The organism is Corynebacterium lemuris (genome assembly GCF_024919295.1).
Taxonomy (GTDB): Bacteria; Actinomycetota; Actinomycetes; order Mycobacteriales; family Mycobacteriaceae; genus Corynebacterium; species Corynebacterium lemuris.
On sequence record NZ_JANWTC010000002.1, the window covers coordinates 77,764 to 103,375 of the forward strand.

The following is a 25,612-nucleotide window of genomic DNA, read 5'->3' on the forward strand; positions in this document are numbered from 1 at the left end:
GTGGAATCAGTGACGCGTCCCAAGTCTAGGCTTAACAGCCCAGGTTGGTTAGGGTGGGGTCATGAGCAATGCAGTGAAGAAGGTTCTCCTCGCGGCTCCCCGCGGTTACTGCGCCGGCGTCGACCGGGCAGTGGAAACCGTGGAGAAGGCCCTCGAGAGATACGGTGCCCCTGTCTACGTGCGTAAGGAAATTGTCCATAACCGTTATGTGGTGGATACCCTCGCCGAACGGGGTGCCGTCTTCGTGGAGGAAACCGATGAGGTGCCCGAGGGCGCACACCTCGTCTTCTCGGCTCACGGTGTCTCCCCGGCCGTCCACGCCGAGGCGGAGCGTCTCAGCCTGAACACCCTCGACGCCACCTGTCCACTGGTGACCAAGGTCCACAACGAGGTCAAGCGCTTCGTCCGGGACGGCTACCAGATTCTCTTCGTCGGCCACGAGGGCCACGAGGAGGTTGAGGGAACCATGGGTGAGGCCCCCGACCACACCCACCTCATCGACGGGCTCGAGGGTGTGGAGAATGCGCCGGACTTCCCGGCCGGCCAGCCGCTGGTCTGGCTCTCCCAGACCACGCTCTCGGTGGATGAGACCCTCCAGATCGTGGACGCCCTCAAGCAGCGTTACCCCGGCCTGCAGGATCCGCCGAGCGATGACATCTGCTACGCCACCCAGAACCGTCAGGTGGCCGTCAAGGCGATCGCGCCGAAGGCTGATCTGATGATCATCGTCGGTTCGCAGAACTCCTCCAACTCCAAGCGCATGGTTGAGGTCGCCCTCGACGCCGGGGCCAAGGCCGGATACCTCGTCGACTACGCCCACCAGATCGACGACGCCTGGCTGGAGGGAGTGGAGACGATCGGACTGTCCTCCGGTGCATCCGTGCCCGAAATCCTCGTCCAGGGGGTGCTCGAGTACCTGGCTGAGCGGGGCTTCGGGGATGTCGAGGAGATCACCACCGCCTCGGAGAAGATCGTCTTCTCCCTGCCGCGCGTCCTGCGCCCGGCGCGCACCTGAGTTCAGGGCGGGCCCGGTCGGTGAGAATACGCCGTTGCCCGCCTGGACCGTCTTCTGATCCCGGTCTCTCAGGCAGGAAGGCGGGGAGGGGGATCAGACGGATACAGCAGGAGATCAGGCAGGATCCAGCGGGTATGACGGGTCTGCTGGTCGGGGCAGCAGATCATCCCTGTCCTGATGTTCTGGGTCTGACTACGACCTGGTTGACATGGGCCTGGCCCCGTGCCCGCGCATTGGGCCTTGATAGGGGCAGGGGGCGCCCGACCGGCGCATCTGTATCGGAGTAAACGGGATAGTGCGGGGTCTGGACGCAGAAATCACCGAACTTTTCAGGAGATACGGTCATTCGCCCTCGGGGCACGTCTGCCTGGCGGACAGGGCTTCCAGCAACTGGGTCGGGAGGGCCCGCCGGGGTTCTTCCTCTCCGGTGATCCTGGATGCTCAGCGGGATGGGGATTTTCGACGTTGCCGTATTTCTGCAACGGCAGACGGGTCGGGGCGACGATGGTGGGGGCGAAGGCAGGCACGCAGGGGGATTATCTTTATGAAGCGGTTTTGCCGGGATGGTGCAGGACCGGTTTACCCCTTATCCGACCCCCCACTTCCTTAAGTGACATTAAGAATGTGAAATCGTTTGCAGTGGAAAGTGTTCCACACCTGCCCTCGCTTGGGTCCGGGATGGGGTGGCGTGCAAGCAGCGTGCCACCTAGTCCCCCATTGCGTGGTGGAAGGTGTGGCGTGCGCCACAGGCTCTCCGGCAGGCTGTGACAGTGGGATGGACGCTCAGTTTCCTATCAGCTTTTTGGGGTTTTGAAAAGGTTTGCGCTTCGAGTTTCAACTTTTTCTAACCTTGATATTCTTGAGGGGAAACTTGCCAAACTGGCAGCGATTTTACAGCGATCTTGCAGGTATTGCTCAAGAGAAGTCCTGCTGCCCGCTGTTAGGAGGGGCTGAGAGGCCTTCGGGGGTAGTTTGGCTGACTTTCGTCATGCTCAGTATGCCTCGCCGGGGCAAGTTTCCTGCCCAGCCGGCCATCCGCACATGGAGGCCGGACTACAGCTGGAATTCTGTCAGGAGAATCCCCATGGTTCGTATCCGTAAGGTGCTGGCGGCCACAGCCGCATCAGCACTCCTAGCCACAGGCGCCTTTGCCGGTGCCGCCGGCACCCATCTGGTGCCCACTGCCGCGGCCCAGACCACCGCTCTGGAAAGAGGTGGGCAGATCCCTGAGACGGCAGGCCTCCAGGTCCACAAGTACCTGGGGCTGCCGGGTGGGGTTCCCGGTAACGGCGCTGAGATCGAGGGTGGGCCGGTGGGGGACTACCAGCCTGTTTCGGGTATCACTTTCACGGCTTTTCCTGTGAACGGTTTCCCGCTGGATACGCTGGCAAACTGGCAGGACGCCGACGATCTGGACATCAACACCCTGTTCACCCCGCCGGGTAGCAATTCGCTGCGCACCGTTGACTCGACTCGCGTGGGCACCAGCAGTACCGCGATCACCAACGACGAGGGTCTGGCTGACTTCGGAACTTTGGGCACCGGCCTGTACCTCATCGTTGAGGAGGACAACCCCACCGCGGGTGATCAGGCAGTTGCCCCCGCGGCCCCCTTCCTGGTGACGCTGCCGATGACCGACCCGAATAACCCCGACCGGTGGCTGGATACGGTGCACGTCTACCCCAAGAACCAGGCAGCCGAGGCTCCGGTGAAAACCATCACTGACCCGGTCACCGAGGAAACGGGAGTGGATGTCACCGGCTCCTCCACCGGAGAATGGATTGAGTACACCATCAATGGCACGGTTCCGCAGCTCACCCCGGATACCGGTCTCAACGGTTTCGTGATCACTGACCGCCTGCCGGTCGGAGTGGGTGAACCGGAGGAGATTACCGTCACCCTCGGCGAGGAAACTCTGACCGAGGATACCGACTACGTCTCCTACGTCTACCAGCTCGGGGACGACGCCTGGGTCGTGCGTATCGAGTTGACGGGAGAAACACTCGCTGATCTCGGCGGTGCAGCCACTTCCATCTCCCTTAACTTCCAGGCTCAGGTGGGGGATGCCAGCAGTGGCAGCCTGGACAACCAGGCATGGATCCTGCCGAGTGACCCGAACCTCGACGGTAGCCTTACCTGGGATCCGGCGAACCCGGGTGATGGGCCGCTCCCGGGCACCGCATCCAACGTGGTCGCCTCCAAGTACGGAGAGGTCAACATCACCAAGGTCGGCCGAGGCGAGGACGGCACGGAAAACGTCCTCCTGCCGAGAGCAGTCTTTGAGCTGCGTCGGTGCACTGCTGCTGGAACTCTTGTCGAGAACAGCGCCCCCATTCGGGTCGCCGGTGAGACTGAAGTGACCACCGACGCCGAAGGCACCGCCTCCATTTCGCAGATTCATCTGGGCAACGTGGTGCCCCAAGATGGTGGAATTTCAGCCTACGAGGACATCTGGGCCGGCATCGGCACCCAGTTCTGCCTCCTGGAGACACAGGCTCCGGAGGGTTATGAGCTGCTGCCGGAGCCCGTCACCTTTGAGCTGACGGCTGACGAGACCACGACAGAGCTGGAGGAGGCCGAGGTCGAAATCGAGAATGTCAAGGCCAACGCAGGCTTCCAGCTGCCGCTGACCGGTGGCATGGGTATCTGGCTCATTCTCGGTACAGGTGGACTGCTGCTGATCGCCGCAGCGATCTACTACGCAGTCACCCGACAGCGAGGCGAGGCCTAGACACATTACGGCGGGGCCGACAGCCTCGGCCCCGCCAGGCGGGTGCCTGACATCAGTACCCGGCATGCCACGCTCTCCAGAAAGGGGGGGGACCCCGTCATGACAGCGCTCACGGAGCCACAGCACGACAATGCAGGAAAAAAGCCCAGCTCTGCCAGACCACGAGGCCGTGACCGCTGGATTCCCCTGCTTCTGGTCATCGCCGGGATCCTCGTTCTCACCTACCCTGTGGTGGCCACCTACCTCCGGAACTCCAACCAGGCTGCGGTGGTGGATGCCTACCGCGACTCGCTTGTGAAGATATCCCGGGAGGACCGCTCCGACTGGCTTGACCGGGCGCGACGCTACAACGAGCAGAACACAGGCGCGCCCATTCTGGACCCCTGGCTCAACCGGGTATCCAAGGAAAATGCGCCCTACCGGGATTATCTTGAGGAACTCAATCCCGGGGGTGAAGATGGCGCGATAATGGCAGCCCTGTCCATTCCCGCCATCGATGTCAGATTGCCTGTCTACCACGGCACCGAAATGGATACTCTCCACGAGGGTGTCGGGCATCTCTACGGTTCCGCACTACCCGTGGGCGGGGATGGCACCCACTCGGTGCTGACGGGACACACCGGGCTGACCACCGCGACGATGTTCGACAACCTGGGGGAAATTCAGGAAGGCGATGCTTTCTACCTGGAGGTTCTGGGCGAATCCTTCAAATATGAAGTCGACCAGATCAAGGTGGTCCTGCCCGACGAAATCGACGATACCCAGCCGGTCGCCGGCAGGGACCTGGTCACATTGATCACCTGCACCCCCTACGGGGTGAACTCTCACCGACTCCTGGTCCGCGGCACCAGGGTTCCCGTGGAGGACGCCGAGGCAGAGGAAGCCTTCACAGGGGGTAGTGGCCTGTGGCAACCCTGGATGATCGGCGTACTGGTCGTCGTCGCTCTCGTCCTGCTGACCATCGGGGCGCTGTTCCTCAGGGCACGCAGGAGAAAACGTGCCACAGAGCCGGACACCGGCCGGGGAGGCCGCCACCGTGTCCGTTGAAAGACTGCGCTTCCCGATCACGGGAATTCTCATCGCCTGCGGGATGACCGGCCTGTCGATCATATCTGCGGAGCCGCGGATCATGGCCAGCCCTGCGACGATGCCGATGCAGGTGGAGACCACCGCCTTGATTGATCCGCACCAGCGTGGTCAGCTCATGCTGCGGTTCCAGCCTCCCCGCCCCTTTGATGATGAACAAGGACCCTCCCATATCGGTGTCCACGTGGAGATCAAACGAGTCACCGGCATTGAGCTGACCACGCACCGGGGTTGGCACGAAGCGGCGCAACTGACCAGCCGCGCGGTTCTGGATTTCCCAGCAGAGAGATTCTCTGATCACCGCTCAGCGGTCAGCGACCACACCGGAACAGTGTCCTTCACCGATCTTCCCCTGGGGTTATGGGTTGTGTCTCCACCTCAGGGGCGGACCCCCCATTTCGAAGCTTTCGTGGCTGCCATTCCCCGGACCTCCCCCGACCGTGCCGGATGGCAGTACTCGTACACGGTCTACCCCAAAATCAGCGGAGAAAGTGGCGGGCCCCCCACCACTGGCACCTCACCTGCACCGACCCCCTCCACCCCACCGGGAGAACAACCCCCGACCGTGCCGGACAAGCCGCCGGTGTCAACATCTGCTGGACCCCCGCCAGGATCAGGTCCAGGTCCGGAGGTGGCAGACAGTTCCAGGGGATGGCGCGACCGGTTGGCAGAAACCGGAGCTGGTGTCCTCGGGTTTCTCGCCGTCGGAGGACTGATGACTCTGCTCGGCCTGGCGCTACTGCGTCGACGATCCCTCAGTAACCCACCTGCCACCTCCATGCAGACCCCCCAAGATCTTGATTGAGTGATTCACCTATGACCGTGTCACACGTTTTTCGCCCCATCATCAGAGTGTTGGGCCTTGTAACCGCTGCCCTGCTCGTGGTGACACTGCTGACGGTTCCACAGAAGCCCCCGGCGGCTGAAGCCCAGGCCGCCAACCCCTCCCAACCGTCTTTCGGGCAGTGCGGTGGTTCAGTGGCATTGGTGTTTGATCTGTCGAATTCTCTGACACGCTCCAATGTGGACAACCTCAAACGGGCTGCCAACACCCTGATCGACACCCTGAAAGGTGCTCCGTACACCATGGGGTTGTACAGTTTCGCAACCAGCTCCCCGGCGTTCGACCTCCGGAACCTGCCGGCGACCTCGCTTCAGGACGAGGCAGGCCAAAGTCAACTGCGTGGGGCGGTCAACGCCCTTTACAACCGGCCGAACAGTAATGATCCGCAGGGCGGAACGAACTGGCAGGGGGGCCTCCGGCAGGTGGCCAACGACATGGACAACGGAGTCGAGTACGACGTCGTCTATTTCATCACTGACGGAGTACCCACCTTTGATGATGCTGGTGCCCACCGTGGAGGAAACTCCACAGAACTGCGGGAGATCAATAATGCCATCGCCCAGAAGAACCGTATCGAGAACCGGGGCGGCCGTGTCATTTCGGTGGGAGTGGGAGCGAGCATCACCGACAACACCCCGATCAACATCTACGACTCCCTGCTCGGACTTCTCTGGCGGGTGGATTCACGTGACACCCCCCGGAACATCCTCAACCGGGTGGCGACCAACCCCGCGAACACCATCATCGTGAACGATTACGCTCAACTGCCGCAGCAGCTGGCCAACAACTTCACCACCGGCTGTCTCCACGTCTCGAAGCAAATCGTGGACGGTGGCGGCCAGATGATAGAACCTGGTGCGGGATGGGTGTTTGACCTTTCTGTTTCCAGTGGTACAGGAAGCTTGCCCCGGTCCACCGTAACCACCAATGGCCAGGGTTTTGCCGAGGTGGTGGTCAACAACGCCAGCACTACTTCTCGCCCGACACTCAGGATCAGCGAACGCCAGCAGCCCGGCTTCCAGCTGACCCCAGACGGCAACAGGGCAGCGCAGTGCCGGGCCTACCGCCCGGGCCAGTCATCCCAACCTGTGGAGGCCATCCGGGATGGAGACAATGCGATCCGGGTGCAGATGGACCCCGCCCGCATCATCGCCTGTACTTTCTCGAATCGGCCCGTGGTGCCGGTCCAGCTGGGCAAAGAGGTGCAGATCAATACTGAACAGCTGCAGGAGGAGCTGAACAACCGCACCTATGACTTTAATTACGAGTGCCGGGACGGGGGCACCGTCCTGGCATCGGGCAGGGCAGAGGACCTCGTCAACGGGCAGCTGACCACGCTGGGCAATTTTCCTCTGGGCACTACCTGTGACGTGACAGAAGTCCAACCTGACACAGACGCGGAACGGTTTGAGGTTGAGACAACGTGGCGGGTCGAAGGAGCCGACGTCCTCACAACCAGCGAAGATGGGTTGTCCACCCGGATCCAGCCGAATGCACAGGCCTACACCACCCGATCCGGTACCCGTGTGCGGGCCGTGAACACCTATGAGGCCGAAATGGCCACCATCAGGTTGAGTAAGCATATTCCCGGAATTTCCGACCTACCGATAGGGCAGCTACCGAATTCAATCACGGTGGACTACACCTGCCGTTATGTGCCGGACCCGGACAACCCCCCGGAGCAGGGGGGCGGGGGTAACCCGTACTACGTGACGCAGGGGCAGGCCACCTTCCCCCGGGAGGAAAGTACAGAGATCGGTCCTTTTCCCGTGGGCACACAGTGCGGCTTCGAGGAGATTTCACCTGCCACGGCACCCATCGCGATCCCGGGTTTCGATCTGGCGGTCGGATGGAACTCTGATATCTGTCTCCGCTCCGGGGAGTCCAGTGAAACGGGTTTGAACAGGTGCGACTCCAACTACATCTGGATTCCCACCGCCGGCGAACACAACCTGGAGGTGGAGAACACCTACTCGCGTCAGCTCAGTGCCCTGGTCATCACCAAGGAAGTCACCGGGGAGGCTGAGTCCGCCGGCACCAGTGCGCTCTACAACTTTGACGTGGTCTGCCGTGACGGTGGCACCGAGGTTTTCCGTCGGGAGACTGTCTCGGTGACCGCCGACGGTTCAACCCGGATTGCGGGTGTGCCCGCGGCCTCCGAGTGCACCATCAGCGAGCAGGAGACCAACATTCCGGGTATCGATGTCTCGATCCCGGAACCGCAGACCGTGACGATCGGCCAGGCCGGTACGGATACGGAGGTGAACGTGACCAATGATCTTTCGTACCAGCGGGGGGAGATCTGGATCGAGAAGACGGTGGACACCACCGGGGTAGCTGACCTGGAGGACGTGGTTGAGCTGCAGGGAAGGAGCTTTGAGGTCACGGCCCAATGTGTCCTCCCAGGACCGGGGGAGACTGAGATCAGGGAGATAACCCTCAGTGACGGGCAGAGTGAGCTCGTGGGTTCCTTCCCGGTCGGTACCACCTGCAGCTTCGGGGAAGCAGGTGTGGAGGTGCCGGAGAACATCGAGCACGTCGCACTGTTCAATCCCCAGTCGGTGACCGTGGCGTCCCAGCAGGAAACGACCATCGAGCTGGTCAATGAATTCCGTACGGCCTCAGGCAACCTCATCATCACCAAGAATGTCGCGGTCACCGGCACTGCGCCCGATGCTGAGCAGATCATTCCCGGTCAGTTCCTGATCAACTATTCATGTGTCACCGGACCCACCGGTTCTGTCTCCCTGGGTAACGGTGATATTCATGTGGTCGAGGGAGTCCCGGAGGGGACGGCATGCACCATCTCCGAGGTGGCGGATGATGTGGAGGAGTTTGAACGCACCACCGTGTTCTCCGGACGGGGACAGAGCACCGAGGGCGACAGCCACACCTTCGTTTTCCCATCGGGTGGCGGCAGTGCCACCATCGCTGTCCGCAACACCTATACGCCGGCGCTGGGCAACGTCAACGTCGCCAAGCAGGCGGCTCTGACTCATGCAGACGGGCGCCCGTCCGGCGACGTGCTGCAGACCGCGGTAGTGGGTGGACCACAGACATTCCCGGTCAGCTACCGGTGCGAGCGCAACGGGAGGGAGGTCGATTCCGGGGCATTCAACATCTTCAATGGCCAGACCACACCAGTTACCCTGCCGGTGGGTGCTGAATGCGAGTTCATCGAGTCCGCACCGGATATCGCCGCCACCCAGGACCCGGAGATCAGCTTCTCCGGTGATGGTGTGGAAACCGGTGCAGGTTTCCTGGTCTCAGTCGGTACCGGAGACCAGAGCTTCACGGTGAACAACGAGTACACGATGCAGACCGGCGGATTCAACCTGAAGAAGAAGGTCGATGGTGAGGGCGTGGCCACCATCGGTGCTGATCGACAGTTCGCCGTGGACTACGTCTGCACGCTCAACAGCACAGTGGTCGCGCAGGGCAACATGGATGTTGGCCGTTTCGACAGCGCTGAGACATTCGCCATCCGGGATCTGCCCGTGGGCACCACCTGCCGGGTCACAGAGGATCCCGTCGGCGCCGCAGAGGAGAACGCCGACTGGTCAGCCAGGTGGACGGTCGCCCAGGGAACGACCGGATGGGAGGCAGAACAGAACTGCTCCCTGCTCAACAACTGCCGGGAGAACCCGGACAGCCAGAATGTGGTTGATCTCACAGTCGGGCAGCGCGAGCAGGCAGAGACCGCCGACGGCCATTTCCAGGGCACCCTGGTGGTGTGGAACACCTATGACTACCACAAAGTGAATCTGGCGGTGGACAAAAATCTGGCCGGGGATGGTGATGAGCTCGCGGCAGGCGACACCTTCACCTTCAACATGGTCTGCTCTCCGGCAGATGCTGGTGCCACCGCCCCCGACCGGATCATCCGACAGGCCGTCCAGGTCACCGGAGATGGCTCCGCGGTGGCACCCACCAAGGTGCCCATCGGATACGACTGCCAGATCAATGAACATACGGTGGCCGGGTACGACGCAACGGTGTCCACCAGCTTCGACGGTGCACAGACAGAGTCCGGTGGGCCGGTCGACCCGACAGGTGAAAACGGGGCCACCGCCTCCTTCCGTACGGCCGGGGAGAACGGGGCCACCCAGACAGTGACGGTCACCAACGCATATGAACGGGAACGCGGCGACCTGGTTCTGACCAAACAGTTGTGGGAGGAGAACCCCAACACCGTCAACGACCACCTGGTGGACGGAGAGTTCTTCGACGTCACCTGGCGGTGTGAGGATCCGCTCGCCGGCCGTAGCTACGAGGGAACTGAACGTCTTCCCAGTGACGGCACTGCGGTCGAGATCGCACGGGCCGGGGTGGCGCAGGGGCAGGATCCCCGTCTTCCCGCCTCGGTGATCTGCAGCTTCACGGAGCTCGTGGACGGTAAGATCCCGGCAGGTTTTGAGGAGGTGGTCAATGCCCACCACAGCATCCGGGTGACCCGGGGGGAGGCCGTGACCCGGGAACAGTTCGGTGTGACCGCCATCCGCGACGTTGGGTTGGTTCCGAATCGGACGACCACGGTGAACTTCCGCAACACCTACTGGGTGGACCAGATCAATCTCGGTCTCAACAAGTTCCTGGAAGGGGATCCGGATCATGAGGTGATTCCGGCGGAGACAGCATTCCACTTCACTTTCACCTGCACGGTACCTAACCTCCTGCCCGGCCAGCGGCTGTCTCCGCTTGCGGGACAGGAGGCCAGCTCCCCGGACGGGCGGGAGATCAGTGGTTCCTTCGAGCTTGCCCAGGGGGAGCAGTGGTCAACTGGACCGCTGCCTGTGGGATCAACCTGTGAGGTGACGGAAGGCCCGACAGACCCCGTGCTGTTGGAGCTGCTGGAGGAAAATGGACTGCGCATGCAGCCGAACTACTTCTACCCGGCGGAAAGCCACGATCCTCCCTCCGACCCGGAGGATACGGATGAGCCGGTCCTGCCGGATCTCGGAGGTGGCGAACGTCGTCCTCTAGGCGAGGGGCAGTCCATCATCCTGAGCAGGGAGGACCAGGGCGGACAGTACGGGCAGTACGCTTTCCTCCTCAACAGTTTGTTCCGGACCGAGGGGGAGGTGCAGGTGCAGAAGGTGATGCCGGATCTCACCCCGCTGGATGGTGCGAGATTCGCGATCTTCGGGGTGGACCCCGATAACGGTGGCCCCAGCGCAACGCCTGTTGCCGAGGACCTCGGTTTTGCTCCGCTGCGGGATGAAAACGGTGACATCGTCTATGACAGTGATGATGTGCCGCTCCCGGATCCGACCAGGTTCACCGTCTCTCTTCCACCGGGGAGTTACTACCTGGTGGAGACCCGCTCGGGCACCGGGGCTGAGCTGCTTCCTCAGCCCTTCCGCTTTGACCTGACCGGTAGCTCGGAGACCCTGGGGGACCTTGAGTTCCGCTTGTCAGCCTTTGCGGACCATTCGGGGTTGATCACTGTCCGACAGAGTGTGGCGGGCGACCCCACGAGTCCGTGGATCGTCCAGGTGGCCAATATTGCCGCCGGAGAACTCCCCTTGAGCGGTGGCAGAGGAATCTGGCTGACCGTGGCGCTGGGAACTGGCCTGCTCCTGGCAGGTGGGACCTGGTATTTCTGGATCAGACGCCGCGAGAATTAACTGCGGACGGCAGGGGCGGCGTCCCCTCCCGGGACTTTCGTCTGTGACACTCTGCAGGATGGGATGGGCGAGTCGTCCTGGTGAACCGCCCATCCCGACCGCAGGGGAGGCTGTCTGCCCGGGAGAAAGCACAACTAGGGACAGGGAACAGGCATGATGTCGATGTCTGCTCCATGGGGCTACTCCTACTCGGGCAAGAGAACGGCACCTGCTGCCTTCAGAAACTGATCCGTATCGTTATCTGGCAGGAGAGAATGAATAAGGGGCCGGGGAAGTGATTCCCCGGCCCCTCCGGCCTTTCTCATGCTGTGCCCGCCTGCTCAGCCGTAGAGATCGTCATCTAGGCGGCGACGGCGTCGCGGTGGCTGTGCCGCCCGAGTCTCCCGCGGGTCGCGCTGCGGTGGCACCTCGCGCCGCTCGCGGGGCGGACGGGCCCCTTCTGAACGAGGTATGGGGCGGGGTGGCTCGGTGCGCCGCGGTGCAGCCGTCCCCTCCCGCTCGCGGGCAGTGGCCTGTGCGCGGTTACGGGCCAGCAGCTCATCGACAGTGACCTGGTTGGTGCGGCGTCGCGCCCGGGAGGCGGTGTCGCGGTTGACGCGGTCGGCCTCCGCGGTGCGGCGGCGGTGCTCGATCGCGGCGGCGTCCCGGGCCCGCCCGGAGCGTCGGAGCAGCCAGATCCGCCCGACGGCGATGGCACCGGCGGCGGCGGTGACACCGAACATGACGGGGAAGAACTGCGCCAGAGGGAACAGTGCGGTGAGGATGGTGGTGGTGGAGAAGGCGGCGCTGCCCTCGGCCGCCAGGGAGCGGCTGACCGCCCAGGAGGAACCCACCGTCATCACGGCGAAGACCAGCGGCAGGGAGGCGACCACGAGGAAGAGTCCGCGGGCCTCAGTGAAAAGGGCAACCACGATGGCGGCGACACCGAAGCAGAGGAGGAACGGCACGCCGACGGTCTGGGCATTGATGCTCAGCAGCAGCCCGGTGACCAGGGCAGCCAGGACGATGGCGATGCCGGACCAGGTCGGGAACCCGGCCGGCCGGGTCGCCTGACGGCTTCTGCTTCGGTGGGTGGGTGTGGACACGGAGGATCAGTCTAGCCCGGAGTCCTGCCGTACAGGTGAAGACATCTGGGTTCGGCCAGTCCCTCAGCGCTTGCCGAGGCGTCCGATGAGCTTGTCGACGCGGGGCATCCGCGGCCGGGGCAGGGTCCGCCCCCGGGGACCTGGAGGGCGGGGAGTGGGGGAGTCCGGCCGACCATCCGCCCTGTCAGGATGCGCTTTATCGTGCGGGGCATCCGAACGGAGGGGCTCGTCGACGTAGACGAGGGACTCACGCCACTGCTGGCGCAGCAGCCGGCCCTCCTCCTCTGAGAGCTGCCCGTTGAGTGCTCCCTCCGGTGTGGCCCAGGCGATGTCTGCGGCAAGTTTCTCCCCGGCCCGCAGCGCCGTCATGTCCTGCAGGTAGCGGAAGGCGACGGCGATCATTGCGACGAATGGCACGGCCAGGAAGGAACCGACGAGACCGAAGAGACCACCACCGATGGTGACGGACACCAGGACGATGACGGGGTGCAGGTCCATGGCCTTCGACTGCAGCCACGGGGACAGGACGTTGCCCTCCAGCTGCTGGACGGCCAGGACGATGCCCAGCACGATCAGGGCCTCGGTGAAACCGAGGGAGACCAGGGCCACCAGCACCGAGAGGGTGCCCGCGACAATGGCGCCGACGAAGGGGATGAATCCCGCGATGAAGGTGATCACGGCCAGGGCCAGTGCCATGGGCACACCGACCAGGACGAGGCCGACCCCGATGAAGAAGGCGTCCACGAAGGAGACGATCGCCTGGGCGCGGATGAAACCGCCCAGGGTGGTCCAGCCGCGGGTGAGTGCCTCCGTGAGGTGCCAGCCTGCCCGTCGGCCGGCGACGGCACGCGCCCACGGCAGGAAACGGTGGCCGTCCTTGAGGAAGAAGAAGGTGAGGACCAGAACGACGAACAACGTGACCACCATCGTCGTGGCGGTACCCACGCCGGTGAGGATGCCGCCGGCGATGGTGCCCGCCTGGTCCTGGATCCAGGAGGCCGCGTCATTGATCAGCTGGGAGAGATCCTCCCCGTCGAGGTTCAGCGGCGGGCCCTGCGCCCACAGCTGCAGCCGCTGCACCCCCTCCAGTGACTGCAGGTAGAGGATCTGCGACTGCCTGCCGATATCCGGGGCGATGAACCACAGGAGCGTGCCGAAGATCCCGAAGAAACCGAGCATGGAGATGAACGCCGCCAACGCCGAAGGCAGACCCTGTCGGCGCAGCCACGTGGTGGGTGGGGCCAGGACCGTGCACACGATGATGGCGAAGACCACCGGCAGCACCCCGCGGCCGACCAGCTTGATCAGCAGCCACGCTCCATAGGCGAAGGCCGCGATGATGATCATGCGCAGCGCGAACATGGCGAAGGACTTCAGCCATTCCCCGGCGACCACCGAGCGGTCGATCTGGTCTGCATAGCGCCCGACCTCTTCCCGGGTCGCCGGATCCAGGTCGCTGAAACGGGTGGAACCGGAAGCGCCGGGTGGCGGGGTGGGGTCGTCCAGGACGGCGTCGAGGGGATCTGGTTGAGGGGTCGGCTGGTCGGTCACAGCCTCCATCTTGCCTGAGAACCCCGCACTCGGGACAGTGGAGAAACCGCAGGCTGCTAGGATCAACCGCCGTGAGCCTTACTCTTGGAATCGTCGGACTGCCCAACGTGGGCAAGTCCACCCTGTTCAATGCCCTGACCCGTAACGACGTGCTCGCCGCGAACTACCCGTTCGCCACCATCGAGCCCAACATCGGCCTCGTCGAGCTTCCCGACGCCCGCCTGAACCGCCTCGCCGAGATCTTCGGCTCCGAGCGGATCCTGCCGGCCACCGTGTCCTTCGTGGACATCGCCGGCATCGTCAAGGGCGCCTCCGAGGGCGAGGGCATGGGCAACGCCTTCCTGGCCAACATCCGCGAGGCGGAGGCCATCTGCCAGGTCGTGCGGGCCTTCTCCGACGAGCACGTCATCCACGTCGACGGTGTCGTCGACCCCGCCGATGACATCGCCGTGATCAACACCGAACTCATCCTCGCGGACCTGCAGACCATCGAGAAGGCCCTGCCGCGCCTGGAGAAGGACGCCCGCAAGGACAAGTCGCTTGCCGACGCAGTCGAGGCCACCAAGCAGGCCCAGGCCATCCTCGAGGACGACCGCACCCTCTTCGCCGCAGCGAAGAACGGCGAGATCGATCTCGCCCTGATCCGCGATCTCCACCTCATGACCGCGAAGCCCTTCCTCTACGTCTTCAACTCCGACGAGGAGGTGCTCACCGACGAGGACCGCAAGGCCGAGCTCGCCGCCCTGGTTGCCCCCGCCGACTGTGTCTTCCTCGACGCCCAGACTGAGACCGAGCTCCTCGAACTCGACGAGGATGAGGCCGCCGAGCTCCTCGAGTCCGTCGGCCAGACGGAGCCGGGCCTGCACTCCCTGGCCAAGGCCGGCTTCGCCACCCTCGGTCTGCAGACCTACCTCACCGCCGGGCCGAAGGAATCCCGCGCCTGGACCATCCCGCAGGGTGCCACCGCCCCGCAGGCTGCAGGCGTCATCCACACCGACTTCGAACGCGGCTTCATCAAGGCCGAGATCGTATCCTTCGAGGATCTCGACGCCGCCGGTTCCATGGCCGAGGCCAAGGCCCAGGGCAAGGTCCGCCAGGAGGGCAAGGAGTACATCATGGTCGACGGCGACGTGGTGGACTTCAAGTTCAACGTGTGACCCCTGTCGGTGGTGTCGCGCCCGGTGACAGAATCGGGTTCGGCTCCGTGAAATGCCAGCTTGGCTAGACTGAGGCCGAAACAGATCCTTCTCTATCCACTTCAGGAGTTTTGAGCCATGAGTTTCAATGTCTATCTTTCCGGCGAAATCCACACCGACTGGCGCGAGGAGATCCAGCGCGGCGCTGAGGCCGCCGGGCTGGACGTGGTGTTCACCGCGCCCGTGACGGATCACCCGGCGAGCGACGCCGCCGGTGACCATCTCGGCGAAACCGAAAGCCAGTTCTGGCGTGACCACCAGTCCGCCAAGGTCAATGCCATCCGTACCCGCACCCTCATCGAGAAGGCTGACTTCGTGGTGGTGCGCTTCGGTGACCAGTACAAGCAGTGGAACGCCGCCTTCGACGCCGGCTACTGTGCCGCGCTGGGCAAGCCCTATGTGACCTTGCACGACGCCAATATCGTCCACCCGCTCAAGGAAGTGGACGCCGAGGCCCAGGCCTGGTGCACGACGACCGACCAGGTGGTGGAGACCCTGCGGTACGTGCTCAAGGCCTGAGCCTGCTCGCGCGCTGGTGACGGGTCCTAGGCGAATGCGGTTCTGACGAGGCCGGCAATTTTCTCCAGGGTGGCATCGTCGATCTCATCTAGATACCACGCGCACGGTCGCAGAGTACTGTCCGGATCGGGTTCCACGTGGGCCTTTTCGGTCAGGCCGAAAGTCATGACGCCGTCATCGAGCCGGAAGAACACCCGGACCGGGGTGCTGCGGCCTGTCGCATAGCCCGGCATGCCGTACCAGATGCGGGGCCTGAGCCTGGGGCCGGCACTCAGGATTGTCTCGTGCAACCGGGTCCCGATTGTGGCGTACGGTTCCGGCATCGTCGCAATCCTGTCGAGGACCGCGTGGAGGTCCTCCTGGACTCTGTCTGGTTTTCTGGGGGACATGAGTCCGCCTTTCTCTCGCGCCGCATCCGCGGCATGACGTACACAGCCGCTGCGGGCGCAGGGGCCGGGCAATCTCCATTGCGGACGTGGGCTGACCGGTGCCAGACCTCTCCACGAATGTGTCAGACGAGCACTTCGTCATCGACTGCGCGAGGGCACTGATGTGCCATCTCCATTATGCGCTCCGCGGGTGACGACGACAAGGTCCACGTCCCAGCCACGCTGAGGCATGCATTATGGTTCGGGCCATGACCTCGCCCGACAACATCCTCCTTCATCTCGCCACAGAGGAGGAGCAGCAGGTACGGGAGATTTTCGCACTGCTCGAGGAGCGGGGTTTCCCGACCCAGCACCAGACGCCGCACATCACGGTCACGTTCTCGCCGTGGATGGCGGGGGACGTCGTCAAGCGGGCAGCGGAGCTGCTGCCGCCGGTGATCCCCGCCCGCTTCCAGCGGATGGGCACCGTCGTGTTCGGCACCAAACGTCGACAGACGGTGGCATGGTTGCTTGAGACCTCCGATGAGCTGGAGATCGCCGCCCGTCACATCAGCGCGCTCAACCCCGATGGGCGCGGACCTCGCTGGACCCCGCACCTGACGATGGGATTACGGTTGCCCCGGAAGCTCGTCCCCGATTACGTCCGGGCACTCGATGAGGTGACGTCTCCGCATCTCAGGGAACTCACGGTTGTCCGGGCGGCACTGTGGAAGCCGAGACTCAGTGAGCTGACGGTGCTTGCGGGGGAGGAGCAGGGGGTACCGAGAACCACAGGAAGGGCGGAAAACCCGTCATGGCAGCTATGACCGTCGAGGTGACCGGACCCGCCCCGGTGCAGACAGCGTGGCAACGCTACCTTTACCCGGAGAACTGGGCGGACTGGGCCCCGCACCTGACCAGGGTCCACGCCAGCACCGGGACCATCCGCCCCGGAACCACCGGTACGGTCACCGCGCTGGGTGTGGTGCCCGCCCGGTTCACCGTTGTCTCCGTCGACCCCGGTGACTTCGCCTGGGGATGGATCGTGTGGGTCGGGCCAATCCGACTGGAGTTGCATCATGACCTCGTGGCACTGGAGGACACCACGCTGGCGCGTATCCGGCTGACGGGTCCGCGGTTGGTGCTGCTGGCTTACCGACCTCTCATGCGGTGGGCGATGCGACGGCTGGTCTCCGACCGGTGATTTTCAGCAGATCCAGGCGGGCCCCACCTCAGTTGCACCCCGCGGGTGCCCCCGCGCTTGCGGCGGCTCTTTCGGGAAGATAGCGTGGCAATTCCTGCCAGGGATGGGACCAACGGAACCACCCCTGATCCTGAACCGCATGCCCACCCACAGAGGGGGGCGTGACGCCACCAGAGCAGGAAACCCCCTCAGAATGAGAATCAGTTCCCCTGTGACAGACAACAGAGGTACCGAAACTCCAGTCATTCTTTTGAAATGCGTGTGTCCCATGCCCCGGACGACAAGGTCGGGCCGTGGCCGGGACCTGAGGAAAACCAGGTCTCATCCCCACGGGAAGACCTCATCACAACAACGCGAACACCGCAGTCAGCGGTTCCTTCACGTACCTCAAATCCCAGTCCTCGAACAGGAAGGGCACCCGCTATGTCAGCAATGGTGTTCCTTGGTCTCATCGCCTCAGCAGCACTTCTGGCCGCATTTGCGCTGCTCAACATGGGCAAACTCACCCGAGACCACTACACGTATCAGATCCTCAACTTCCTCGGCGCGGGTTTCCTGGCCGCATCCGCAGCCAACCCGATGAATCCCGGCGTCTTCTGGGCGGAACTGGTCTGGGCGCTGCTGGGCCTCTACGGCATCATCTCCATCTGGATGAAGCGTCGCCCGGAGAAGACCACCCCGATTACCTTGACCATCCCAACCCCGTCTCTCGTCGCCGCCTAGCGGGCCAGAAAAAGAGTGTGAATCGTGGAACCTCTGCATTTTTCCCACGAAATCGGCATCATCGCCGGAGTCTTTCTTGTCGGGGCGTTTGCCCTGATGAATTTCGGTGTGCTGACCACCGAATCCTCCCTGTACCAGGCGCTGAACGTCCTGGGTGCACTGGGTTTCGCGTATACCGCCGTCTCGCCTTTCAACCCGGGCCTGTTGCTCACCGAGATCGTCTGGATCGTCGTGGCAGTGGGGTTCATGTGGAAAATTTTCCTCCGTAGGAACCGGGCGTCGAATGAGACAGCTGCCATGGAAGTCGCCCCGCCAAGTACCCCAGTCAGTGACGAGGAGGTCGCGGAGAGGGAAGTCCCGGTCGCCAGCTGAGGCGGGGCTCCCCGTGGTGGGGTTCCGGGTCCTGCCTACCGCCACCGGTGACGTGCAGCTCCACCTGGCGCCTTCGGTTCCGCTGCTCAGCTGCGTCTTCTGCGCTTCTCAGTCTAAAACTCCTGGTAGACCTCCGGCTCAAGAGTTGAGAGAATAGGGGGAAGGAGACTTCGACCGAGAGGCGGAGGCATGGCACAGGAACAGGTTGCCAGCCAGCGTCCGGACCCGAACACCAGGCCCGTGGCGTTTGTGCTTGGTGGTGGAGGTGTGCGGGGAGCCGTCGAGGTCGGCCAGGCACGGGCACTGTTTGAGGCCGGTATTTTCCCGGACATGATCATCGGCACCTCGATCGGTGCCATCAACGGAGCCTTGCTCGCCCAGAACCCCTCACTCGATGTCATTGCCCCTCTCACGAAGGCGTGGGGATCGGACCTCGCGAAGAAGATCTACGGGCAGTCCTTTCCACGCCAGGTGGCGAATCTGATCCGGCACCGGAATCACCTCCTCTCACCGGAGCCGCTGCACAATCTGCTGGAGGATCATTTGGGGGCCGCCACCCGATTCGAGGATCTCACTGTCCCGTTCTCCACGGTTGCCGCCAGTGTGGAGGGCGCCTGCGAGAGGTGGTTCGACACGGGGCCGGTCATCCCGGCGGTGATCGCATCCTCCTCGGTGCCGGGGATCCTGCCCCCGGCAGAGATCAACGGGGAGCATCTCTACGACGGCGGGCTCGTCTCCTCCATACCGTTGGGTCGGGCCATCGAGCAGGGTGCGAAAACCATCTATGTGCTGCAGGTCGGGCGTATTGAGGAACCTCTCGTCCGACCGACCAACGTGGTCGGTTCAATGTGGGTGTCCTTCGAGATCGCCCGCCGCCACCGCTTCGCCCGCGACCTGGCCGAAATGCCGGAAGGCGTCACCGTCCACGTCCTGCCTTCGGGTGGAGTACCACCGGGTGGCAAACGCAACGCCACCATGCCGACTCTGCTCGGCTCCGAAGGGCGTATGGAACAGGCCTACCAGCGTTCCGCCTGCTTCCTGGCGGAACCCGATGAAGTGAATCTCATCCACAACCCGGGTGGGGACCTGTCCGTCGAATGCCCCCACGGAATGACGGTACGCGGCAGCAGAACTCTGAGAGAACAGGAGCAGCCATGAGTCTGCCACCACGTTGGATCAGGCGGCTGACCGTCGCCCCCGCGGTCGTGGCCGCCGCTGTCCTGCTGGTGTGGACCATGCCGCTGCTCCTGCTGATGGTCCTCCTTACCAGCCGATTACCCCGGTTCGGCCGGTTGCCACGGGTCCTGTGGATGGTCGTGGTCATCCTCGTCTGGGAGGCCACCGCGCTGGTGGTGCTGTTCGGTACCTGGATCGCCTCCGGCTTCGGCTGGGCCACCCACACCCGGGCATTCCGCAACCTCCATTCCCGGCTCATCGGCCGGTTCCTGGAGGTGCTGTTTCGCCAGGTACGTTGGGTTCTCCGGTTGAATATCCAGCTCATCGACGAGAACCCGGCCGGGGAGGCAGGGGAGATCCCGGTCATCGTCGCCTCCCGCCATGCCGGGCCAGGTGACTCCTTCATCCTGGTCCACGTGCTGCTCAACCAGCTGCGCCGCAATCCGCGCATCGTCATGAAGGACATGCTCCAGTGGGATCCGGTACTCGATGTGATCGCGCACCGGTTGCCCACAGTGGTTCTTCATCCCACTCCCTTCCAGACCGGGCTGGTGCACGCCCACGGCACCAAACCTGCGGAACGTATCGCCCTCATGGCAGGCGACATGGAGAAGGGGGATGTGCTGCTGGTGTTTCCGGAAGGCGGGAAGTTCACGCCCCGGCGCAAGGCATCGCGTGTCCAGCAGCTGGCAGATGACGGGCATGAGGCACTGGTCGCCCGGGCTGACCGCATGCGCCACGTGCTGGCCCCACGGCCCGGAGGAATCTTCGCCGCGGTCGATGCCAGTCCCGCCGCCGGAATCCTGTTTGTCGCCCACACCGGCCTGGACCGGCTCGTCACACTGAAGGATCTCTGGCGTTCCCTTGCCTTCGACAACACCATCGTGCTGAAGACCTGGTATGTCGACCCGGGGCAGATCCCCGCCACTTTTCAGCAACGCATCGAGTGGTTGTTTTGCTGGTGGGAACGCATCGATGAGTGGATCGGGAGCGAACGCCCACATCCGTGAGGGAGATGGGGGCCAGGTAATCATGAGAACCGATCTCCCCGTGTTCGCTTCACCCCTGGATGGAACATATTTGTGTCCAGCTGGCGCGGCAGGATAGTGAGGATGGTCACAGAGTGCGATACTGGGATGAGTGGTGGTCGCGGTGACCACCGCCATTCATTCAGGGAAGGCGAGAGAATAATGAAGCCAAAGAAGATTGCACGGGTCCTCATATCGCTGGCTCTGGCCGGCGGGGTGACTCTCGCAGGCGGGACCGTGGCGAATGCGGCGGTCTACAAGTGCGGCCCCCGCTGCTACACCGATGACCCCACCTGGAAGCCCGGCAAAGTCCGCTCCCAGTATTGAAACGAGAAAGGGCTTCTGCAGTTTTATCCGCCAACTGCAGAAGCCCTTTGTCTTCCATGGCACCGGTTTGAGGAGATCTGCAGAAATGCCGCGCGTTATCCGGGCCCGACAGACAGGGAATTACACGTGTACAAGAAGTGGACACCGTCGCCTGTCAGTGCTGGCACGCCCTGGTAGACCCAGGTAGATTCGGCTTATGTCCAGCGACAGGTTGCTGTGGGAGCGCTATCTTCCCGGCATGGCCGCCCTCCGGCGTTATGAGCGTTCCTGGCTGCGCGGAGACATCGTCGCCGGTGTCACCGTCGCCGCCTATCTGGTCCCGCAGGTCATGGCCTACGCGGTCATCGCCGGTCTCCCGGCAGTCGTGGGCCTGTGGGCTGTCCTCGCCCCGATGCTCATCTACTTCTTCCTGGGCACCTCCCGGAAGCTGTCGATCGGCCCCGAGTCGACGACCGCGCTCATGACTGCCGCCGGTGTCGGTGCTCTGGTCGGGGCGGCAGGCGGCCCGGAGCGGTATGCGGAGGTTGCGGCCATCATGGCGATCGCGGTGGGACTCGTCTGTCTCGTCGCTTTCGTCGCCCGGCTGGGATTTCTCACCCGTCTGCTGTCGCGTCCTGTCCTCATCGGCTACCTCATCGGCATCGCGCTGCTCATGATCGTCAGCCAGCTCGGAAAGGTCACCCAGCTCGAGGTGGAGGGGGAGAACACGTGGCAGGAGATGGGCTCCTTCCTCAGCCAACTGGGCCAGGCGCACCTGCCGACGGTGCTGCTCGCCACAGGGGTCCTCGTCCTGCTCTACGTGGCGAACTGGCTGATGCCCCGGGCCCCGGTTGCCCTGATCGCGCTCCTGCTCGCCGCGGGGGTCGTCGCGGTCTTCGGACTCGACCGCTACGGGTTGGATGTGATCGGAGAGGTACCCCGCGGCCTCCCGGAACCCCGACTGCCGGATCTCGGGGATCTCGAGGTCTGGGCCCTGTTGCCGTATGCGGCGGGCATCGCCGTGGTGGGTTTCTCGGACAACATCCTCACCGGCCGGGCCTTCGCCTCCGGCAAGGGGGAGGTCATCGACTCGAACCAGGAGCTGCTCGCTCTGGGTAGTGCGAATATCGCCAACGGTTTCCTCCAGGGTTTCCCGGTCTCCTCCAGCGGGTCGCGCACGGTGCTTGGCGACGCCGCCGGGGCCCGCACCCAGGTGCACTCTCTCGTTGTCATCCTCATGGTGGTGATGGTGCTCATCTTCGCCGGCCCGGTGCTGGAGTCCTTCCCGGAAGCGGCACTGGGGGCGCTGGTCATCTACGCCGCGACCCAGCTGATCAACATCGGTGAGCTGCGCCGCATCGGCCGTTTCCGCCGGAGTGAACTCATGATCACGGCCGCCACCGCGGCTTCTGTCGCCATCTTCGGCGTGTTGGTGGGTATCGGTGTCGCGATTGTGCTGTCGATCCTGGACCTGATCCGCCGTATCACCAGCCCGTATGCGGATGTTCTCGGCTATGCACCCGGGGTGCCGGGTATGCACAGTCTGGATGACTACGAGGATGCAACGGCAGTGCGGGGGCTGGTGGTATTCCGCTACGATTCACCGCTCTTCTTCGCCAACGCCGACGACTTCGTGGAGCGGGCCCTGAAAGCCGTCGGTGACGCTGAGCAGCCGGTGGAGTGGTTCCTCCTCAACGCCGAGGCCAACACCGAGGTCGACCTGACGGCGGTCGACGCACTGGAGGAGCTGCGCAGCAGGCTGAAGCAGCGCGGTATCCGTTTCGCCATGGCGCGGGTCAAACAGGACCTGTACCGGCGCCTCGAACCCTCGGGATTCATTCGGGAGGTCGGAGACGAGAATATCTTCGAGACGCTCCCCACCGCGGTGCGGGAGTACGTGAGACGTTATTCCATGAGACACGGGAAGCTGCCGGAGGGGGTTCCCCAGGAGATCCTCGAACCCTGAGAGCTATGGGGGCAGGCTGCTCTCCCACGATCTGTGTCTGAGTACCCGGTTGCTGCGCCGGAACAGCGCAGGCCCCGCAGGGGAGGGGCCCACCGCTTGTGAGCACCGCGGCCCTGTGTTGAGGTGGGCACATGGAATTGTTTCTGGGAGTACTCGCCTGGTGTGCGGGCACGGGGCTGTTCGCTGTCTCCCTGCAGTGGCTCAGCCGGGCCAATCCCGGGGAGAAACTACCCTTCATCGGTCATCCCACCCGTACTCCGGGTGGGGCCTGGGCTCTCACGGCTCTCGCCATCATCCTGTTGATAATGTCCTTCTTCATGTGGTCTGAGGTCGTGGGCCGCAACTGGGCCCTGGTGGCGTATGTCATCACGTTGCTTCCGGCTGTGGCGATCATTGCCCGGCACAACCGGGGAGTGCCCGGGTGAGTGCCGGCGGCGCAGTTTCACGCCCGGCGGAGGCGCCCGATCCTCATTAGGGTGGGAGGTGGTCGCTGTTGGACTCCGGAACACCGGCTCGCCTGCGGCCTTCTCACCGGACAGATTCGACACAGGGATGTGGAAGATGCAGGTTTCATTCGATTTTAAAGACAAGATCGTGGTCATCACCGGCGGGGCCACGGGTATCGGCCGGGCCACCGCGGTGGAGTTCGCCAGGGCCGGGGCCACCGTCGTGGTGGGTGACATCGATGACCGCGCGGAGGAGACCGTGCAGATCATCACCGCTGCCGGCGGCACAGCCGAGTTCGTCCGGACCGATGTCACGGACGACGCCTCGGTGCAGAACCTGGTGGACACGGCCGTCGATAAGTACGGCACCATCGATATCGCCTTCAACAACGCCGGTGTCCTGCCTCCCTCTGCGCCGCTGCATGAGCAGACGGTGAAGGACTGGCACCGCACCATGGGGGTCGACGCCACCGGTGTGTTCCTGGCCATGCGCCACCAGATCCCGGTGATGCTCAAGGCAGGTGGCGGCTCCATCGTCAACACTGCCTCCGTCGCCGGCGTGACCGCTGATCCGGACATGACCCCCTATGTGGCGGCCAAGCATGCGGTGGTCGGCCTCTCCAAGGGTGCGGCGCTGGACTACGCCACCGAGGGCATCCGCATCAACGTGCTCGCCCCGGGTCTGATCCGCACGCCCATGACCGAGCGGTGGCTCGATGATCCGGAGATCGCCCCGCGCGTGCTCGCGGACTCACCGATCGGGCGTGCCGCGGAGCCCGAGGAGGTCGCCGCGACTGTGCTCTACCTGTCCTCCGACATGGCCGGGGCCGTGACCGGTTCCGTCTACCGCGTCGACGGCGGCCGCACCGCCCACTAGACGGGCGGACCCAGCTGCTCCGCGAGCCCGATGAGGATGCCCTCCGGGCCGCGGATGTAGCAGAGCCGATAGGCGTCCTCGTAACGGATCACCTCATCACTGACCAGCTCCGCGCCGGCGGCGTAGAGCCGTTCCAGCGTCTCATCAATATCGTCCACCGCGAACATGGCCCGCAGGTAACCCAGGGCGTTGACTGGTGCGCGGCGGTGGTCGGCGATGACCTTAGGGGACAGGTACCGGCACAGCTCCAGGCGGTTGTGGCCGTCCGGGGTGCGCATCATGGCGATCTCCACGCGCTGGTCGCCCAGGCCGGTGACCCGTCCCGCCCATCCGCCCTCCACCATCATCTGCGCCTCGAGTTCCAGACCGAGCTCGAGGAAGAAGGCGACCGCAGCGTCGAGGTCCTCGAAGACGATGCCCATGTTGTCCATCCGTACGCTCATCGCGGGCCTGCCTCGGTGAGCTCGGCGGCGGTGCGGGTGCGGCGTCGATAAGCGTCGGGGGAGGAGCCGAACTCAGCCCGGAAGACCGTGGAGAAATACGCCGCATTCCGGAAGCCCCAGCGGGCGGCGATCTGGGCGACCGGCAGGTGGGCCAGCTGGGGATCGGCAAGCGCGTGGCGGCACTTCTCCAGCCGCTGCGTGCGGATCCACGCCGAGAGTTTGATGCCCCTGGCCGCGAGCAGGTGGTAGAGGGTGCGCACGGAGATGTGGCAGGACGCGGCGACCTCCCCGGCGGTCAGTGCGGGATCGGACAGGTGGGCGTAGGCGTAGGCGAGGACCTCGGCAATGAGGTCCTCGTCGGTCTGCGGGGTGTCGACAAGCCCGAGGAGCTCCGCCTCGTTGATGCACATGATGGAGACCATGTCGCCGAGCATGCGCGCGGTCAGCGGCCGGGCGGCGTCCGACAGTGGCGCATCCGGGTGGGCAGCCGCGCGCAGGACCTCGATGAAGGAGGTCCGCAGGGTGTTGTCCGGGCTGAGGCAGCGGGCGGTGACGTTCTCGAGCAGGCCGTCCTGCACCGTGAGCATCGTCGGCGGCAGCTTCACACCCATGCACACCATGGGCTCATCAGCGACGATGCTGTAGGGCCGGGCCGTGGAGTAGACGGCGATGTCACCGGGGGACAGTGCCGCGATGCGCCCGTCCTGGATGATCAACGAATTGCCGCCCAACTGCAGGCCGACGATGAGGTTGTGTTCCCGGGAGCTGCGCACATGTTCCACGGAGCGGTTGACCCGGTGCCTACCGACCTCCACCTGGGAGATATCCACCGCCCCGAAACGCTGCGTGCGCATCGTGCCCACGAACTGCTGCGCCGCCGGGACGATCTCCGCGCGGGCGAAGGCGGAGGCGGTCAGGTGCCGCCAGCGGTCGACGGTCTGGGTTTTTGTCACGGTCTCCTCCGTTCTTTCGGATCCGTGCCGCGCCTTTCTGATTTTATGCCACGTGGTTAACGATCACTGTACTCCTGTTTCTGTGACCTGGATCAT

20 protein-coding genes are annotated in these 25,612 nt (G+C 64.0%); 15 read left to right on the top strand and 5 right to left on the bottom strand.

The annotated features are described in order from the left end of the window. Positions 1-61 precede the first annotated feature (61 nt). The 4 genes from NYP18_RS03765 to NYP18_RS03780 all read left to right on the top strand — a co-directional run bounded on the left by NYP18_RS03765 (position 62) and on the right by NYP18_RS03780 (position 11,303). Positions 62-1,015 (top strand): 4-hydroxy-3-methylbut-2-enyl diphosphate reductase, encoded by a 954-nt coding sequence (locus NYP18_RS03765; RefSeq protein WP_259426842.1) that lies wholly within the window; start codon positions 62-64, stop codon positions 1,013-1,015. A 1,084-nt stretch (positions 1,016-2,099) separates the two neighbouring features. Next, entirely contained in the window at positions 2,100-3,746 is a 1,647-nt protein-coding gene (locus tag NYP18_RS03770; protein ID WP_259426843.1) for a SpaH/EbpB family LPXTG-anchored major pilin, read from the top strand. Between the two features lie 99 nt (positions 3,747-3,845). After that, complete coding sequence (locus tag NYP18_RS03775) at positions 3,846-4,793, top strand: class C sortase (RefSeq protein ID WP_259426844.1); 948 nt, start codon at positions 3,846-3,848, stop codon at positions 4,791-4,793. Between the two features lie 894 nt (positions 4,794-5,687). Continuing rightward, positions 5,688-11,303, top strand: a complete 5,616-nt coding sequence (locus NYP18_RS03780) for a DUF5979 domain-containing protein (protein ID WP_259426845.1) — start codon at positions 5,688-5,690, stop codon at positions 11,301-11,303. A gap of 320 nt (positions 11,304-11,623) precedes the next feature. Here the strand turns inward: NYP18_RS03780 and NYP18_RS03785 are convergent, their stop codons facing one another. Next, positions 11,624-12,388, bottom strand: a complete 765-nt coding sequence (locus NYP18_RS03785; RefSeq protein ID WP_259426846.1) for a DUF6542 domain-containing protein — start codon at positions 12,386-12,388, stop codon at positions 11,624-11,626. Positions 12,389-12,451: 63 nt separating this feature from the next. Further along, positions 12,452-13,948, bottom strand: coding sequence for an AI-2E family transporter (locus NYP18_RS03790; RefSeq protein ID WP_439648048.1), 1,497 nt, complete (start codon positions 13,946-13,948; stop codon positions 12,452-12,454). 62 nt (positions 13,949-14,010) lie between these two features. Here NYP18_RS03790 and ychF point away from each other — a divergent pair, with 62 nt between their 5' ends. Beyond that, complete coding sequence (ychF, locus tag NYP18_RS03795) at positions 14,011-15,096, top strand: redox-regulated ATPase YchF (RefSeq protein ID WP_259426847.1); 1,086 nt, start codon at positions 14,011-14,013, stop codon at positions 15,094-15,096. A 117-nt stretch (positions 15,097-15,213) separates the two neighbouring features. Then, complete coding sequence (locus NYP18_RS03800; protein ID WP_259426848.1) at positions 15,214-15,654, top strand: YtoQ family protein; 441 nt, start codon at positions 15,214-15,216, stop codon at positions 15,652-15,654. Between the two features lie 26 nt (positions 15,655-15,680). Here NYP18_RS03800 and NYP18_RS03805 read toward each other — a convergent pair whose 3' ends face one another. After that, positions 15,681-16,043: a DUF1801 domain-containing protein gene (locus NYP18_RS03805; RefSeq protein WP_259426849.1), complete on the bottom strand. Its 363-nt coding sequence runs from the start codon at positions 16,041-16,043 to the stop codon at positions 15,681-15,683. A gap of 248 nt (positions 16,044-16,291) precedes the next feature. On the opposite strand from NYP18_RS03805, the gene NYP18_RS03810 reads away from it, so the two are divergent. The 9 genes from NYP18_RS03810 (at position 16,292) to NYP18_RS03850 (ending at position 24,120) form a co-directional block, all read left to right on the top strand. Beyond that, on the top strand, positions 16,292-16,849 hold the full coding sequence (locus NYP18_RS03810) for a 2'-5' RNA ligase family protein (RefSeq protein WP_259426850.1): 558 nt from the start codon (positions 16,292-16,294) through the stop codon (positions 16,847-16,849). Further along, positions 16,837-17,226, top strand: a complete 390-nt coding sequence (locus NYP18_RS03815) for an SRPBCC family protein (RefSeq protein WP_259426851.1) — start codon at positions 16,837-16,839, stop codon at positions 17,224-17,226. The genes NYP18_RS03810 and NYP18_RS03815 overlap by 13 nt, the downstream gene beginning before the upstream one ends. 423 nt (positions 17,227-17,649) lie before the next feature. Continuing rightward, positions 17,650-17,949, top strand: a complete 300-nt coding sequence (locus NYP18_RS03820; protein WP_259426852.1) for a CBU_0592 family membrane protein — start codon at positions 17,650-17,652, stop codon at positions 17,947-17,949. A gap of 24 nt (positions 17,950-17,973) precedes the next feature. Beyond that, positions 17,974-18,321 carry a CBU_0592 family membrane protein gene (locus tag NYP18_RS03825; protein WP_259426853.1) on the top strand — a complete coding sequence of 116 codons (348 nt, stop codon included), beginning with the start codon at positions 17,974-17,976 and terminating at the stop codon, positions 18,319-18,321. 189 nt (positions 18,322-18,510) lie between these two features. Next, positions 18,511-19,479: a patatin-like phospholipase family protein gene (locus tag NYP18_RS03830; RefSeq protein WP_259426854.1), complete on the top strand. Its 969-nt coding sequence runs from the start codon at positions 18,511-18,513 to the stop codon at positions 19,477-19,479. After that, a complete protein-coding gene (locus tag NYP18_RS03835; protein ID WP_259426855.1) occupies positions 19,476-20,507 on the top strand; it encodes a 1-acyl-sn-glycerol-3-phosphate acyltransferase in 1,032 nt (343 codons plus the stop codon). The genes NYP18_RS03830 and NYP18_RS03835 overlap by 4 nt, the downstream gene beginning before the upstream one ends. A 541-nt stretch (positions 20,508-21,048) precedes the next feature. Then, positions 21,049-22,797, top strand: coding sequence for a SulP family inorganic anion transporter (locus NYP18_RS03840; protein WP_259426856.1), 1,749 nt, complete (start codon positions 21,049-21,051; stop codon positions 22,795-22,797). Positions 22,798-22,928: 131 nt separating this feature from the next. Next, the gene (locus NYP18_RS03845; protein WP_259426857.1) at positions 22,929-23,222 is read left to right on the top strand and encodes a hypothetical protein; all 294 of its coding nucleotides are present in this window, start codon (positions 22,929-22,931) and stop codon (positions 23,220-23,222) included. A gap of 136 nt (positions 23,223-23,358) precedes the next feature. Beyond that, positions 23,359-24,120, top strand: a complete 762-nt coding sequence (locus NYP18_RS03850; RefSeq protein WP_259426858.1) for an SDR family NAD(P)-dependent oxidoreductase — start codon at positions 23,359-23,361, stop codon at positions 24,118-24,120. Here NYP18_RS03850 and NYP18_RS03855 read toward each other — a convergent pair. Together NYP18_RS03855 and NYP18_RS03860 are read right to left on the bottom strand one after the other, a co-directional pair. Next, on the bottom strand, positions 24,117-24,563 hold the full coding sequence (locus tag NYP18_RS03855; protein ID WP_259426859.1) for a VOC family protein: 447 nt from the start codon (positions 24,561-24,563) through the stop codon (positions 24,117-24,119). The two genes, NYP18_RS03850 and NYP18_RS03855, sit on opposite strands and share 4 nt — an antisense overlap. Beyond that, positions 24,560-25,516, bottom strand: a complete 957-nt coding sequence (locus NYP18_RS03860; protein ID WP_259426860.1) for a helix-turn-helix domain-containing protein — start codon at positions 25,514-25,516, stop codon at positions 24,560-24,562. Before NYP18_RS03860 ends, NYP18_RS03855 begins: the two co-directional genes overlap by 4 nt. Positions 25,517-25,612 lie beyond the last annotated feature (96 nt).

Bases quoted from the DNA above. Each gene is read 5' to 3' on its own strand.
- NYP18_RS03765 (WP_259426842.1), top strand. From the start codon at position 62: ATGAGCAATGCAGTGAAGAAGGTTCTCCTCGCGGCTCCCCGCGGTTAC.
- NYP18_RS03770 (WP_259426843.1), top strand. From the start codon at position 2,100: ATGGTTCGTATCCGTAAGGTGCTGGCGGCCACAGCCGCATCAGCACTC.
- NYP18_RS03775 (WP_259426844.1), top strand. From the start codon at position 3,846: ATGACAGCGCTCACGGAGCCACAGCACGACAATGCAGGAAAAAAGCCC.
- NYP18_RS03790 (WP_439648048.1), bottom strand. From the start codon at position 13,948: ATGGAGGCTGTGACCGACCAGCCGACCCCTCAACCAGATCCCCTCGAC.
- NYP18_RS03800 (WP_259426848.1), top strand. From the start codon at position 15,214: ATGAGTTTCAATGTCTATCTTTCCGGCGAAATCCACACCGACTGGCGC.
- NYP18_RS03805 (WP_259426849.1), bottom strand. From the start codon at position 16,043: ATGTCCCCCAGAAAACCAGACAGAGTCCAGGAGGACCTCCACGCGGTC.
- NYP18_RS03810 (WP_259426850.1), top strand. From the start codon at position 16,292: ATGACCTCGCCCGACAACATCCTCCTTCATCTCGCCACAGAGGAGGAG.
- NYP18_RS03815 (WP_259426851.1), top strand. From the start codon at position 16,837: ATGGCAGCTATGACCGTCGAGGTGACCGGACCCGCCCCGGTGCAGACA.
- NYP18_RS03820 (WP_259426852.1), top strand. From the start codon at position 17,650: ATGTCAGCAATGGTGTTCCTTGGTCTCATCGCCTCAGCAGCACTTCTG.
- NYP18_RS03830 (WP_259426854.1), top strand. From the start codon at position 18,511: ATGGCACAGGAACAGGTTGCCAGCCAGCGTCCGGACCCGAACACCAGG.
- NYP18_RS03835 (WP_259426855.1), top strand. From the start codon at position 19,476: ATGAGTCTGCCACCACGTTGGATCAGGCGGCTGACCGTCGCCCCCGCG.
- NYP18_RS03840 (WP_259426856.1), top strand. From the start codon at position 21,049: ATGTCCAGCGACAGGTTGCTGTGGGAGCGCTATCTTCCCGGCATGGCC.
- NYP18_RS03845 (WP_259426857.1), top strand. From the start codon at position 22,929: ATGGAATTGTTTCTGGGAGTACTCGCCTGGTGTGCGGGCACGGGGCTG.
- NYP18_RS03850 (WP_259426858.1), top strand. From the start codon at position 23,359: ATGCAGGTTTCATTCGATTTTAAAGACAAGATCGTGGTCATCACCGGC.
- NYP18_RS03855 (WP_259426859.1), bottom strand. From the start codon at position 24,563: ATGAGCGTACGGATGGACAACATGGGCATCGTCTTCGAGGACCTCGAC.